Annotated in this window: 13 protein-coding genes; 7 read left to right on the top strand and 6 right to left on the bottom strand. The window is 51.8% G+C overall.

Translation table 11 applies throughout. From position 1 onward, the window contains the following. Positions 1 to 44 precede the first annotated feature (44 nt). Complete coding sequence (locus tag QPL94_RS19815) at positions 45 to 260, bottom strand: hypothetical protein (RefSeq protein ID WP_232903141.1); 216 nt, start codon at positions 258 to 260, stop codon at positions 45 to 47. A 281-nt stretch (positions 261 to 541) separates the two neighbouring features. Here QPL94_RS19815 and QPL94_RS19810 point away from each other — a divergent pair, with 281 nt between their 5' ends. Genes QPL94_RS19810 through QPL94_RS19800 form a run of 3 tightly spaced genes read left to right on the top strand, consistent with a single transcriptional unit; the run spans position 542 to position 6,033 of the window. Continuing rightward, positions 542 to 1,546, top strand: coding sequence for a TolC family protein (locus QPL94_RS19810; protein WP_502881565.1), 1,005 nt, complete (start codon positions 542 to 544; stop codon positions 1,544 to 1,546). A gap of 24 nt (positions 1,547 to 1,570) precedes the next feature. Further along, positions 1,571 to 2,821 (top strand): efflux RND transporter periplasmic adaptor subunit, encoded by a 1,251-nt coding sequence (locus tag QPL94_RS19805; RefSeq protein WP_285359636.1) that lies wholly within the window; start codon positions 1,571 to 1,573, stop codon positions 2,819 to 2,821. Positions 2,822 to 2,835: 14 nt separating this feature from the next. Beyond that, complete coding sequence (locus tag QPL94_RS19800) at positions 2,836 to 6,033, top strand: efflux RND transporter permease subunit (RefSeq protein ID WP_061331740.1); 3,198 nt, start codon at positions 2,836 to 2,838, stop codon at positions 6,031 to 6,033. A gap of 88 nt (positions 6,034 to 6,121) precedes the next feature. On the opposite strand, the gene QPL94_RS19795 is transcribed toward QPL94_RS19800, so the two are convergent. Continuing rightward, the gene (locus tag QPL94_RS19795; protein WP_285359635.1) at positions 6,122 to 7,489 is read right to left on the bottom strand and encodes a sensor histidine kinase; all 1,368 of its coding nucleotides are present in this window, start codon (positions 7,487 to 7,489) and stop codon (positions 6,122 to 6,124) included. Between the two features lie 304 nt (positions 7,490 to 7,793). Between QPL94_RS19795 and QPL94_RS19790 the strand changes: the two genes are divergently transcribed. Both QPL94_RS19790 and QPL94_RS19785 read left to right on the top strand, forming a co-directional pair. Beyond that, complete coding sequence (locus QPL94_RS19790) at positions 7,794 to 8,024, top strand: hypothetical protein (protein WP_285359634.1); 231 nt, start codon at positions 7,794 to 7,796, stop codon at positions 8,022 to 8,024. Between the two features lie 560 nt (positions 8,025 to 8,584). After that, positions 8,585 to 9,313: a TorF family putative porin gene (locus tag QPL94_RS19785; protein WP_061331742.1), complete on the top strand. Its 729-nt coding sequence runs from the start codon at positions 8,585 to 8,587 to the stop codon at positions 9,311 to 9,313. Between the two features lie 124 nt (positions 9,314 to 9,437). On the opposite strand, the gene QPL94_RS19780 is transcribed toward QPL94_RS19785, so the two are convergent. From QPL94_RS19780 to QPL94_RS19765, 4 genes are all read right to left on the bottom strand, one after another. Further along, complete coding sequence (locus tag QPL94_RS19780; protein ID WP_285359633.1) at positions 9,438 to 10,124, bottom strand: response regulator transcription factor; 687 nt, start codon at positions 10,122 to 10,124, stop codon at positions 9,438 to 9,440. 276 nt (positions 10,125 to 10,400) lie between these two features. Then, positions 10,401 to 11,081, bottom strand: coding sequence for a hypothetical protein (locus QPL94_RS19775; RefSeq protein WP_285359632.1), 681 nt, complete (start codon positions 11,079 to 11,081; stop codon positions 10,401 to 10,403). 15 nt (positions 11,082 to 11,096) lie between these two features. Continuing rightward, a complete protein-coding gene (locus tag QPL94_RS19770; RefSeq protein WP_285359631.1) occupies positions 11,097 to 11,831 on the bottom strand; it encodes a HupE/UreJ family protein in 735 nt (244 codons plus the stop codon). Positions 11,832 to 11,877: 46 nt separating this feature from the next. Next, positions 11,878 to 12,240 carry a hypothetical protein gene (locus tag QPL94_RS19765; protein ID WP_061331745.1) on the bottom strand — a complete coding sequence of 121 codons (363 nt, stop codon included), beginning with the start codon at positions 12,238 to 12,240 and terminating at the stop codon, positions 11,878 to 11,880. Positions 12,241 to 12,320: 80 nt separating this feature from the next. On the opposite strand from QPL94_RS19765, the gene QPL94_RS19760 reads away from it, so the two are divergent. After that, complete coding sequence (locus QPL94_RS19760; protein ID WP_061331746.1) at positions 12,321 to 12,599, top strand: metal-sensing transcriptional repressor; 279 nt, start codon at positions 12,321 to 12,323, stop codon at positions 12,597 to 12,599. 13 nt (positions 12,600 to 12,612) lie between these two features. Then, positions 12,613 to 13,920 carry an MFS transporter gene (locus tag QPL94_RS19755; RefSeq protein WP_285359630.1) on the top strand — a complete coding sequence of 436 codons (1,308 nt, stop codon included), beginning with the start codon at positions 12,613 to 12,615 and terminating at the stop codon, positions 13,918 to 13,920. Positions 13,921 to 14,141 lie beyond the last annotated feature (221 nt).

The following is a 14,141-nucleotide window of genomic DNA, read 5'->3' as shown; positions in this document are numbered from 1 at the left end:
TCAGGTGCCGCAACTTTACGGCTCTGTAACTATCGAGTCAATAGTCAATGCTCATGGTGCGGGAGGGTGTCACCAGGCTGAAAACGGTTAACAACCTCTTCCTGATTACTCGGTTTGAGGGTGATGCCGTAAGCCATGCTGGCCCCCGGTTCAAAACACGGCAGGTCAAAAGCTTCTATCGCGCAGACCCTAGGCGATTTTTCTAAAATAAGCTGCAAATTCAAACTCATTTCAAAGTTTGCGCTTACTATTTCGATCACTTCCTACCTCGCCACGGGCTTTTTACGCCCATGATTTTTTGGCTACTAATCGCTTCGGGAGAACGATGATGAAGGCAAGCAAGCACTCGCCTCGGGCGTTGCTGTGTTCAGTACTATTGGCCATTCCTCTGTTAGGTCAAGCGGAGACTGTTAGTTGGGCGAGTTGGCTCACTGGCCAGATAAGCAAGCACCCAGAGGTGCTGGCTGCGACGGAGCGGGCGGCAGCGCGGAAAGAGGACGCTGAGGCAAGCGAACAACCGCTGTATAACCCGGAGTTGTCCGTGGGAGCAGACAGAACGGGCAGTGAGAATAACTTTGAGGCAGGGCTGTCACAAACGATCGACTGGTCTGATCAGCAGGGTGCATTAAAGGAGAAGGCAAAGCTGATCAGGCTTTCTGCGCAAGCTGGCTTGAGCGACGCAGTTCTGACACAAACGTCCAAATCATTGTCTGCGCTTGTCGAGTGGCGCGCCACTAAGCTGTTTGAAGAAATTGCTGAATCTCAACAGCAGCGCCTGGATGCCTTGCTGGACCAGGTTGAACAGCGCCAGCAGGCAGGCGATCTGGGGCGTGCCGACGCAGAGCTTCTGTTTTTAAACCTATCCCGTCAGTTGAGCGAAGTCGCCCAGGCAAAGGCCGCAGTTGATCGTGCAGAAACTCAGGTTAGAGAACGTCTGCCGGACTGGAGTCCTCAGAATGGGGGAATCCCCGAGTATATCTGGCCAGCGCTGGAGTCCCAGATTGGTGATGCTGAACTGCTGGCACACCCGTCAGTTGCAGCCGCTCGAGCCGAGTGGCAGGTGCTGAAAAGTGAGGCAGAGGTTGCCAGACGCAAAGCTACAGCATCGCCGACAGTAGGGCTGAGCGGAGGGCGTGACGGTGGCGAGAACGTGGTTGGCCTGACATTCTCGATCCCTCTGAACGTCCGTAATAACTACAGCGCTGAAATCCGGGCTGCGAATCGACGGGCTCTGCAGGCCGAAGCGCGGTTTCAGGCGCTCTACCGGAAACAACAATATGACCTGGCAGGCGCTCGCGCTTCTTGGAAGCGATACGACAAGCAACTCCGTCGATGGAAAGAACTATCCCAGGGGCGTGTACAGCGAAGTGCCGATTTGCTTGAGAAGCAGTGGCAGGTCGGCGACCTCTCCACCTCTGAGTATCTCCAGGCGCTGGGCCAGCGCGCGGAGAGCCTGAAAACCGGTATTGAACTGGAAAAGCTGGCACAGCTGGGCCTGATTGAGCTCTTGAGCCAGTCTGGCGAACTGATCACCCCCTTCCAATAATATTCTGGAAACTGGATATTCATCATGAAAAAAGCTCTAATTTCAGTATTTGTGTTGACGCTGTTTATAGTCCCCCCTTCACTGGTACAGGCCGAGGAAGATGCTCATAAGGAGGCGGGCCATGATCATGCCGCCGGTGGCGACGATCATCGAGAAGACACCGGTGACGAGGGTGAGCATGAGGGCGGGCATGCTGAAGAACGTGAGCATGAAGAGGAAGAAGGTCATGGCCACGAAGAGGAGAGCGATGGTGGTCATGAAGAAGCAACCACCGCAAGCATCAATACCAAACAGAAAGAGCTCGCCGGCATTGAAGTAGCAACCCTCAAGAGCAAGCGCGTTGACTATGAAATCTACGCTCCCGGTGAGCTGCTGACCAACGGCTATACCAGTTATCACGTGTCCCCCCGGGTTGCCTCGGTGGTGTTGAGACGTCACGTGGAGCTGGGTGAGCACATAACCAAAGGCCAGCCGCTGGTAACCCTGTTCAGTGAGACGGTGGCACAGGCGCAGGCTGATTACAGGAAAGCTTTTCCTGAATGGGAGCGAATCAGCGGGCTGGGTCGTTCCGTGGTTGGTGATCAACGGTTTAATACCGCGAAAGCCAATATTGAAGCGGCGAGGGCGACTCTGCTTGCTTATGGGCTAAACGATGATGACATTGGTGCGTTGAAGGCCAGCGGCATGGGTAGTCTCGGTGAATACACGCTCAGGGCTCGCGTGGACGGTGCAGTGCTGACCGATGAGTTTGAGCAAGGACAAAGAGTTGAGGCAGGCCAACCGCTGGTGACTCTGGCTAATGAAAGCGAACTTTGGGTAGAGGCTCACCTGCCGGCAAACTCCGATATTGTCCTTAAGCAAGGAGCAGAAGCGGAAGTAAGAATTGCAGGCCGTGTCGCTGTGGCAACGGTATCACAGGAAGCTCATACCATTGACGCTGTGACCCGCACGCGGATTGTTCGGTTGGAGCTGGACAATCCTGAAGATCGTTTCCATCCCGGAATGTTTGCAGATGTGTATTTCCTTTTTAAAACCACGGAGCCGGTGCTTGCGGTGCCGGAGAGTGCGTTAATGCGAGGCGCCGATGGCGACTGGACGGTCTATGTGGAAGAGGCTGAAGGGGAGTATGAGCCTGTGGAAGTGGAACTGGGCCGCTCAATTGGCGGACTCCGTGAAATTTCCGGCCTGACTGCAGGCCAACGGATTGTTTCTCGGGGCGCATTTTTTGTGGCCTCTGAAATTGCCAAAGGCGGCTTTGACCCACACAACCACTGATTCCGGGAGCCATTATGTTCAACCGAGTTGTCGACTGGGCGGTTCAGAACCGCCTGTTGGTTCTTATTGCGCTTGCAGTGCTTATCGCCACGGCCGCGTTTCAGATCCCAAAACTGAATCTTGATGCCTTTCCTGACGTTACAAACGTCCAGGTCGCTGTTAATACAGAGGCGCCCGGACTTGCGGCTGAGGAAGTAGAGCAACTGATCACCTATCCCATTGAAGCGGTGATGTATGCTTTGCCGGATGTTGAGGAGGTTCGGTCCATCTCCAAAACCGGGTTGTCCGGTGTCACGGTGGTTTTTAAAGAGGGCACGGATATCTATTTCGCGCGCCAGTTGGTGTTCGAACGTTTGCAGGCCGCGCGGGAGCTGATTCCGGACGGTGTCGGGGTGCCTGAAATGGGCCCGAATACGTCCGGTCTTGGCCAGGTCTACCAGTACTTGCTGATAGCGGACCCGGATTCGGGGTACGACGCAATGGAATTGCGCAGCCTGCACGACTGGCTGGTCAAACTGTTGCTGATACCGGCAGAAGGGGTTACAGAAATCCTGTCGTTTGGCGGAGAGGTCCGCCAGTACCAGGTGAACCTGAATCCGGCTCGAATGCTGTCCTATGACTTATCACAGAACGACGTCATGGAAGCCCTGGAGAACAACAACTCCAATGTCGGTGGTTGGTACATGGGCCGCGGACAGGAACAGTTGGTTATTCGGGGTATGGGCTGGCTGGGCAATGGCGAGCAGGGTTTGGAGCAGATCCGTCAGGTGCCCGTTAAAACCAGTGACGGCATCACAGTAACCGTGGGCGATGTCGCTCAGGTGGGACTTGGCACTGAAATTCGCCAGGGTGCGGTGACCATGACCCGGAAGGACGAAGACGGTCAAGTTGAACAACTGGGTGAAGTGGTTTCTGGCATTGTACTCAAACGAATGGGGGCCAACACCAAAGCCACCATCGACGGCATCGAGGCCCGCATTGATCGCATAAACCAGGCGCTTCCGAGTGGGGTTCGTTTTGAGCCCTATTACAACCAGGCGGATCTGGTGACCAAAGCGGTAGAAACGGTGACCAATGCGCTTCTGTTGGCTTTTGTGTTTATTGCAATCGTGCTTGCACTGTTCCTGATGAATTTGCGGGCAACAACGCTCGTGCTGCTTTCAATACCGATTTCCATCGGTATTGCGCTGATGATCATGGCCTGGTTCGGCCTCTCGGCCAACCTGATGTCTCTGGGCGGTATTGCTGTGGCAATCGGCATGCTGGTGGATGGCTCTGTTGTTATGGTTGAGAACATGTTCAAGCATCTGACCCATCCCGATGCTGAGCATGACGCCCAACGGGACGAGTTGGTCGAAAACGACCCTGATCCATTGGACGCGTCACACGATGATCATGGCATTGCGCTTCGTCTCCAGGAAGCCGGTCGGGAAGTGGCCCGGCCCATCTTTTTCGCGACGGCGATTATCCTGGTTGTTTTTATGCCTCTGTTCAGTTTTGAAGGTGTGGAAGCCAAGCTTTTCCAGCCAATGGCAATCAGCATCATGCTGGCCATCGTTTCCGCTGTGATCGTCGCTCTGATCGTTGTGCCTGCGTTGGCTTCGTTTGTGTTTCGCAAGGGTATCCGGGAGCGGGAAAGCTTCGTTTTAAAACCTCTCGAGAAGCTTTATCGCCAGGGCCTTGACTGGTCGCTGAAACACACCCGATCTGTTGTCGGTGCTGCCGCTGTTCTTGTGGTGCTGGCGGCCCTGGTCGTGCCTCGACTCGGCACTGAGTTTGTCCCTGAACTGGAAGAAGGGACGATCAACCTCCGGGTGACGCTGGCCCCTTCATCAAGCCTTGATACGGCGATTGAAGTTGCGCCAAAACTGGAAGCCATGTTGATGGAATTTCCAGAAGTGACTTACGCTCTGTCCCGGGCTGGTCGAGCAGAAATAGGCGGCGATCCGGAGCCCGTAAACAACATAGAGATCTATATCGGCTTAAAACCAACTTCGGAATGGACCAGCGCCAGTAATCGCTATGAATTGCAGGCCCTGTTTGAGGAGAAGCTCGAACAGCACCCGGGGCTACTGTTTAACTTTTCTCAGCCTATCGCGACTCGGGTTGATGAATTGTTGTCAGGTGTTCGTGCGCAGTTGGCCATCAAACTCTTTGGCCCGGATCTCGATGTATTGGCGGAGAAAGGCCAACAGATCGAAGCAGCGGTCCGAACAGTTCAGGGAACACGGGACGTGGCCATGGAGCAGATTGCCGGTGAAGCGCAGTTGGTGGTTCAGCCTAACCGTCAGGCACTTTCCCGATACGGACTTGCCGTGTCTGATGTGATGAGTGTCGTCCGGGATGGGCTGGGTGGTGCCGCTGCGGGCCAGATCATCAACGGCAATGAGCGGTACGATATCTATGTGCGCCTGGCAAAACGTTTCCGGGAAGACCGGGATGCCATTGCCGATCTCAGGTTACAGGCGCCGTCCGGGGCCTGGGTGAGACTCGGTGATGTGGCTGATGTGTCTATTGAGTCCGGCCCGCCTCAGGTCCGCCGCGACGACGTCCAGCGCCGTGTGGTCATTCAGTCCAATGTGCAGGGTCGTGATATGGGCAGCGTGGTTGCCGATATTCAGGATACCATCGCGTCAGAAGTAAACCTTCCCCCCGGCTATTCGGTGGATATCGGTGGTCAGTTTGAAAACCAGCAGCGAGCTCAGAAGCGATTGACCATTGTGGTACCTGTATCTCTGGGGCTGATTGCGCTGTTGCTCTACTTTGCTTTCAGTTCGGTTGGTCAGGCGCTGTTGATTCTGGTCAACGTGCCGCTTGCCGTTATTGGTGGCGTCTTTTCACTCTGGATCTCCGGCCAGTATCTTTCAGTGCCCAGTTCCGTTGGATTCATCACACTGTTTGGTGTGGCGGTGCTTAACGGGGTCGTTATGGTCGAAAGCATCAATCAGCGAATACAGGACGGGTTGAATGTGGATACCGCGGTGTTTGAAGGTGCCGTCTCCCGTTTACGTCCTGTTTTGATGACAGCAATAACCTCGGCGCTCGGTTTGATACCGATGCTATTGTCGACGGGTGTGGGGGCGGAAATCCAGAAGCCGCTGGCCAGCGTGATTGTTGGTGGTCTCGTGACGGCAACTTTCCTAACCCTTTTTGTTTTACCGGCTCTATTCAAGCACTTCTCAAAGGCTAAACTCGAGGATATACAACGGTAGAAGGAAGCTGGAATTACAAAATTGTTGTCGCGAGCAGGGAAGGGTATTCTCGCCGTCGTAGCGGGGAGGGGGATTTATGGTTGTTGCTCTACTCTGGGAAAGGAAGCATAACTGTGATTCTGGCGCCCCCTGTGTCTGAGGATCCAATGTTCATCTGTCCGAAATTGTCTTCTAGTATTTCGGACACGATGGACAGCCCCAGTCCAAACCCAGAAACGGTTTCGTCAAGCCGGGAACCTCTATCCATCACTTTTGAGGCCGCTTCTGGATCAATCCCAGGGCCGTCGTCTGCAACTTCTATCGTTAGCCCGGAATCGGTCTGGCTAATTGAAACGTCAACCTCCGCCTGACTCCACTTCCCGCCGTTTTCGAGCAGGTTACCGAATAACTCTGATAGGTCCTGACGCTCCATGGGCCAACTGAAGTTATTCGGCAAGGATGTATTGATACGAAATCTCTTGTCGGGAAAGATTTTTTCCATGACAGAAATGACGTTCTTCGCGATTTCAACCGGCAAACATGTTTGCCCCATCTGCCTGCCGGATATATCTGCCTTGCTCATGCGGTAGTTCAAGGACCGGCTTAGATCCTTTAGGTTGGAGGTCATGAACTCTATGTCCTCGCGGGAGGGAGGTAACGAACCAGTGTCGGACAGGATTGCGAGATTGGCAGAGATTGAGGTCTTGACCATGTGAGAAAGATCAGAATTGAGGCGGCGATGGCGGTCAAGGCGGCGACTTGCTAGTTCAAGTAGGTTATTGAACTGTTTGATCAACGGACTGAATTCCTTCGGTGCGTCAGGATTCAACCGAGGTTGTTTGCCAGATTGCAGCCGTCTCATGTCGTCCTTGATGTGTTCGATCGGTTTCAAGGCCAGGTAAGTAGTGATGCCTACCAGGGCCAAGAGAACAACGAGCAACAAAGCGGAGGCGGCAAGCAAGGTCATGTGAGCTCCAATGGATCGCTCAGCGAGTCCACTCTCCATTTCCAGGATGGTGATTGACGAAAGCGAACTGTCAATTCCGACACCACGTTTTAATCCGAGAAGGCCATCTGCACCGTGGGATATTTCGACAAAGCCCGCCGGCTTTTCTAAAACCATACGCAACTTCGTTTGATTTACGTTGTTACTGGCAATGACGCTTCCATCTTTCATTTCAACGATGAGGGCGTGTTCCAGTAGCAATTGGAATCGATCGACCATGCCGCCGATCTCGTCAACCGTCGGCATTTCGTTTGCAATGATGGTTTGAAAACTCTCCACCTCCTTTTCAAGGCGATGTTTTCTGGACTCGTTTGAGAGCTGCTCCATCACATAGGTGTGTGAGAAAAAAATCAGTAGAAAATACAAGAGGCTAAAAAAGATGCCATATTGGAAAGCAGTTTTTCGGATACTTTTCTGCGATGTCATGAAAGTGCTTTTGTCGATTGAGCGGAAGGCTTCAGTTGAAGGCACATAGAGGTGTCCTTATCCAAAAGCATAATTGGAATCGAAGCGTGCCGCAACGGATGCGAGCCTGAGAGAGGGCGGCTCTGGTCTACAGATAGGTCTGGCCTGGTCTTATCTTCTTAGGCATTTGAATAACTCGGTTTAGTGTCATCAAAGCCGACCTGAATGGTTTTTGAGCTAGAGGTAAACGCTGAAAAAAACGTTTCATCAGCACAGATTTTCAAGTGTGTTTAAAGTTTCGATGTTCTAATAAGAATCTGAGGCCATTGAATTTCGCTGGTCTAATTGAAATAACTATCGGAGCCGTTTTATGAAGAAAGTATCCATGATTCTAGTAGCTTCTTTCCTGGCAAGTGGTGCTTCAATAGCCCTCGCAGGAGGGCAAGCGGACAGATACAACGAGGCAAGAAGCTATCCTAATAAGAGCATAGATGAACGTTCCTCCCAGTATCGTGTGGAAGAGAGCGAGACCGTCAAAAAACTGAAGGAAGAACATAGAGTGATGAAAGAGTTGATTGGAGACCTCTTGAAAAAACATTAACTTTTATCATTATTTATCTGGGGCCAAGCTGGAAATTGCGGGGCTCCAGTATTCATTTAATAATACGTTTTACTCCAAAACCGGAGTAAGGGGCGCTTTAAGTCAATAAAACTCAAAAGCAGTGCAGAATGCAAAAGGCAAAAAGTTAGCGATTAGCATTTTCTACTACAACCAAGAGAGTTTTTCTTTACAGTAGTTTTTATGACCAAATAACACCATCCTCTATATGATTCTCAGATAATCATACTCAATCTCCAATCTCTAATCTCCAATGTTAACGTTATAAATAATTTTATTTTAATCCCTGTTTTTTCAAAGCTTCGCTTCTACTTGGTGCATTTATTTGCAATTGCACTATCGTTGTGCAATGTAAAAATTGGGTTTTTACATTTTATCGTATGAAATAGTCAAATATTAACGAAATTGTTTTATCAGGGCCCTCATGTAGTAATATTCGTGCATAGTGAAGTGTATTTAAAAGTTGGCACCAAAGGTGCATATTCCTAGGTGCGTTATTCATTACGCAAATAACTAAGCTGTCAAAATTGAAGGTAAACACGATGAAAAGACGTATCTCGACTAAAGATTGTTTGCTAAGTGTTGGTTTGCTCGTAACCCTCCAAGCGGTCCCGTTAATTGCCAGCGCAGATGTTAGTGCCAATTTAGGCATAACAAGCAATTACTTATTTCGCGGTGTGACACAAACAGATGGCTCAACAGCGACCCAAGGTGGGTTTGACTACGAGCATGCATCGGGGCTTTATGTTGGCGGCTGGGGCTCCAATGTGGATTTCGGCGATGGGACGAGCTACGAGCTTGATCTCTATGCTGGCTTCTCCGGTGCAATCGAGGATATCGGTTACGATGTTGGATACATTTATTACTCTTACCCTGACGCTCCTGAATCTATTGACTTTGGCGAAATATACGGAGAGTTGAGTTACAGCATTGCATCTATTGGTGTGGCTTACACAGCAAACAGCGACGTAAGCGGCGAGGGGCTGTTCGTTCAAGGCGATATCTATTATTACGCATCTGTTGATGTGCCGCTGGAAGACGATTTCAGCACAGGTGTTTTGATTGGTTATTATGATTTCACTGATGACAGCAAGGCGTCTGTTGGTGATGCGAGTTATGGGCATGCAGCTGTTAATGTCACCAAAGATGCGGGGAACTTTGGAGCTTTCAGTGTTAATCTGGAATACGCTGATATCGATTCAAGTAACGCACTTGGTTCGGTCAATTCGGACGACCCGAAGTTTTGGCTCGGCTGGACGAAATCTTTTTAATCCATTTGGTATTTTTCACCGAAATGATTAATTGTTGATAAAGCTGGCCCAGTTTATGGGCCAGCGCGTTTATCTGGCGAACCCTGTTACTTGAAGAAGAATAGTTAAATCACAGTAAAAGAAGTCAAGCTTGAGCATTTTTCTGAAGAGGATCTCTTGCAAAAAAATATCCTTGCCCTCTCAATGTTTTTATTCGTTTTTTCCCGAGTATTTTTCTGAGCCTAGCTATGTAGACTTGAACGACATTTCTGGTTGGGCACCTTTCGATATTATAGAGTGCTTCAACAAGTTCGTCCTGCGAGAAGACTCTGTCAGGAGAGCGAAGAAAGCATTGTAAAAGGCGGTACTCCGTTGCGGTTAGTCTGAACTCTTTGTGATCGGGAGTTGTTAGGGTTCTATAGGTTGCATTAAGTAGAAAGCCATCCACGATGATCTTATCAGTTGCTCGCCCGTCTTTTCTTCTTATTATGGCGCTAAGTCGAGCTTTTAGTTCATCGAATTCGAAGGGTTTTGGAAGATAATCGTCTGCCCCGGCATTTAAGCCCTCAACTCTCTCTGTCCAGTTGGAGCGGGCAGTTAAAATAAGAATAGCTTCATCTTTGCCGCTGCTTCTCCAATTCTGCAACAAGGAAAGTCCGTTCTGGTCGGGCAGTCCGATATCGAGTACGATCGCTTGGTAACTGCTTGCTTCTACGAACGAATTGGCCTCTGAGCCGTTTTTGGCTACATCAACAGTAAAGTGTTCCTTCGCAAGCCAGCCAGAAATTTTTTCTGCGAGTATCGCGTTATCCTCGACAATTAGAACTTTCATCTATGAACGCCGTTTGTGGATGTTGGGTGATTTTGGTCGCCACCTATCTCGTGCGCAAATCAAAATAGCTCAGAAAGTGGATTTCAAGCAGCCCACTATAAAAACAGACGAACCTGAATTCAGCTTGAAAAACACGTTACTTTTCGGACAGGCGTGGCAATCCACGAAGCATGGGCCGAGGCAAGTTGGTCTTCCATCGCTGATCGTAATCGATGCACCGAGTTTGTCTGTTTTCGACAGACTTGGTGCATGCGATGAATGATCAGGGGCACTCCCTTACATTGCCTTCTTCAGCTCACCATAGTCACCCCCGGTACGGAGCACCAGCGTGATGTCGTTATCGTTACGGTTGCGGAAAAACCAGCCGTGGTTGCCCGTGAATGCCGCCACCAATTCTCCCTTATCTTCTGGAACGCCACGGCCTTTCTCATAGGAAATGGATTGACCGCTGCCATCACCGTGGGTATCGAAGTTGATCGGGCCGCCCTCAGAGGTCCATGAGAATCGCGCTACGGCGTCTTCTTTCATGGTGAGTTTGAACTCGGTACCCTCACCTGGCGCCAGGACAACGCGGACTTCGTCCTGCCATTGCGGTTCTTGGGCGGGTTCAGGAATAGGCTCTTCCTTGATTGTCTGCCCGGCGTCTGGTTCTGGCGCAGCGGTTGCTTCCGTAGTGGAGGCGTCTGGCTCCTGCGTTTTTGTCGCGCTGGCTGATTGAACGCCGACCATTTGCGCTGTCTCGTCAGCCGCGGCTTCGTTCGCGAGTTGGCCTTTGATTTCACCCATTTCCGTCAGGCCCAAAAGGCGGCCTGCGCCGGTGGGGTCCAGCGCATATTCGGCCGGCATAACCACGGTCACTAGCAGCACCAATGCCACTATCGCGGCCATGATAGTGGAACGAATCAGTTTTGCGGTGCTGGGCAGATCACTGCGTGAAGGCATATCTGTGTTGTACATAAATCGTCTCCAGAATTAAGCGACAAAATAACCGGTGAGCTGGTAGCCCATGAGCAGGAAGCCCGCGCTCATCATGGCCACGTTGGCGGTGTAGGCGTGTCGGAAAAAGCCATCCGTTTTGCGCCAGAAGCTCATAAAGATCAGGATCATGGCCAGCGCAACGAGCTGACCGATTTCGACGCCCACGTTGAATGCAAGAAGGTTGGGTATCAGCCCGTCCGGCGAGATGTCGTATTCAATGATCTTGGTGGAGAGCCCAAAGCCGTGGAAGAACCCGAATATCAGAGTTGCGGCCTTGGTGTTGGGCTGGAATCCGAACCAGCGTTGGTAGGCGCCAATGTTGTCCAATGCCTTGTACACAATGGACAGGCCAATAATCGCGTCAATGAGGTAGCTGTTGATGCCGACGTTGAAGTAGACACCTAACAGCATCGTTGTGGAATGTCCCAGAGCGAACAGGCTCACGTAGATCGCGATGTGCTGCATGCGATAGAGGAAAAAGATGACGCCTAGCAGGAACAGCAGGTGGTCATAACCGGTGACCATGTGTTTGGCCCCGAGGTAAGTGAACGCAATGAGGTTTATACCGGTGATTTCCTGAATGTACCCCTTGTCTCCCTGGGCAACCGCGTGGGCGAGCACGTCAGTACTCATGCCCAACAGGCCAATGGTCAGGATCATCCATAACAGACGGTGTCCGCCGGCGCCGACATGCGCGCGCCAATGGCCGTCAAAGAGATTTGACAACATAGTGACTCCAATAGATTTGATTACAAAAGCTGCTTCGCAGCGAATATCAGAACGTCATGGAGTCTTTCGGGGGGCGATCGAGCCGGTAACGAAAACTGCGAGGGGAGTCTGCGGCAAATGGAATAATCTGCCGGAGTGACATCGACTGGCTGGCGAGCAGTCGGTTGGTCAGGTGACCCATGGTTTCATGGGTATGGTTGCCAGTGTCATGGTGAATGTGATTCTCAGAGTCTTCACCACCACTGTCATGGCTGTGTGGGTGGCTTTCTTGATCCAGTGTGGTCGGGGCAGCGAGTTCAGCAACACCATGTGAAGAGGCTTCGCCGATAACCGACAACGACATGCCTATCAATGCGAACAGCATGACGAGCATTTGAAGCAGATTTTTACCCTGGATCGCTGTGACCATAAGTGTGGCGATGTCCACTGGCAATTGGATTCGAAGACTGGTTAAGGATAGCATCCCCCTAGGGGGGATAGGAATGAAGAATGGCTAATGAATACAAACATCAGTCGCATCCAGAGATCGTGAAACGCCTTAAGCGGGCCAACGGGCACCTTCAGAGCGTGATCAACATGATCGAACAGGAAAAGCCCTGCCTGGAGCTTGCGCAACAGCTTCATGCGGTAGAGAGAGCCATCCAGCAGGCCAAACGTGTGCTGGTACAGGATCATATCGAGCATTGCCTGGACGACGCGATTGGAGCGCTGGAGCCTGAGCAGCAAAGGCGGGTTGATGAATTCAAGGCGATTGCACGTTATCTCTGAGCTAGGCTGACCAATGTTAGGGATTCTCCAGCACCGAATCTATCGCCATCTGTTTTTCGCTCAGGTGGTGGCCCTTCTGGGAACTGGATTGGCGACGGTGGCCTTGAGCCTGCTGGCGTTTGATTTGGCAGGGAAGGACGCAGGCCAGGTGTTGGGCACCGCGATGGCCATAAAAATGGTGGCCTATGTGCTGATCGCACCGCTGGCCTCAGCGCTTGCCGAGAGAATGCCCCGCCGGATGATGCTGGTGTCGCTGGATCTGGTGCGAGCGGCTACCGCCCTGGCGTTACCGTTCGTTTCGGAAATCTGGGAGGTGTATGTCCTAATTGCGGTACTTCAGTCCGCGTCTGCCGCGTTCACCCCTACATTTCAGTCCACCATTCCGGACACGCTCCCGAACGAGGACGACTACACCAAAGCCTTGTCTCTTTCTCGTCTCGCCTATGATCTTGAGAATCTGGTGAGCCCGGCTTTGGCTGGGTTAATCCTGCTGGCGACCAGTTGGCAGGCGCTGCTCTCCGGCACGGTCGTGGGTTTCATTGCGTCTGCATTACTGGTGGTGTCTGTGGTTTTGCCATCCGGTTCTGCACCCCAAAAACGTCGTGGGGTTTTTGAGCGGGCGCGCCGGGGGTTCCGCATCTTCTTTGCTACGCCACGTCTTAGAGGCCTGATGGCATTGAACGTCGTGGTCAGCATGGCTGGCTCGATGGTGATTGTGAACACTGTCGTGATTGTGCGTGGCAGCTTCGGCCTGACGGAGCAGCACACCGCCATGGCGTTTGCCGCTTTTGGCGGCGGCTCCATGCTTGCGGCCATCGCGTTGCCCACACTGCTCAAACGATGGAAGGATCGCCCGGTCATGCTGACAGGGGCGTGGGTGTTACTCGGTGGCCTGGGAGCGGCCCTGTTTGCCGATTCGATTGAAACGTTGTTGCCAGTGTGGGTCTTCCTTGGCACAGGCTTCTCAACAGTGCAGACGCCGATTGGCCGGCTGCTTACCCAATCCTCTCACGGCGAAGATCGGCCGGCTCTTTTCGCTGCTCAGTTTTCCTTATCCCATGCAGGCTGGCTGTTCGCCTACCCACTGGCGGGATGGTTGGGATCGAGTGCAGGCATTCAACTAACGTTGATGTTGCTGGCGACCCTGGGGCTCGCTTTCCTGATCGCTGCGATAAGACTTTGGCCTGCTGATGATCCGCTGGTGCTAGCACACAGTCACGCCGACCTGCCCAGCAATCATCCGCACAGAGTAGAGTCCGGGCCAGAACATTCTCATCGGTATGTGATCGATGAATTACATCCGAGGTGGCCGGGTTACTGATTGGCCGCTGATATCTCAGTGGGAATGTTGATCGTCGTGCATAACCCCCACACCGTTTAGATCTGATCTTTCTTTAAATGCTGGAATAGCTTACAGAAATACCAGTTCAAAACCCTGGATTTTTGAAATATCAATGACCTGCGGGCATTTCTAAACTCATGGTTGCGCGTTATTTCGAGTTGTGGTCTAAAGTAAATAGGTGGTATTGGCTCTGATTTGTG

Origin of the sequence: Marinobacter sp. SS13-12 (genome assembly GCF_030227115.1) — a bacterium.
Classification (GTDB): Bacteria; Pseudomonadota; Gammaproteobacteria; order Pseudomonadales; family Oleiphilaceae; genus Marinobacter.
The sequence above is the reverse complement of the archived record's forward strand: the minus strand, read 5'-3'. Positions and strand labels throughout refer to the sequence as shown.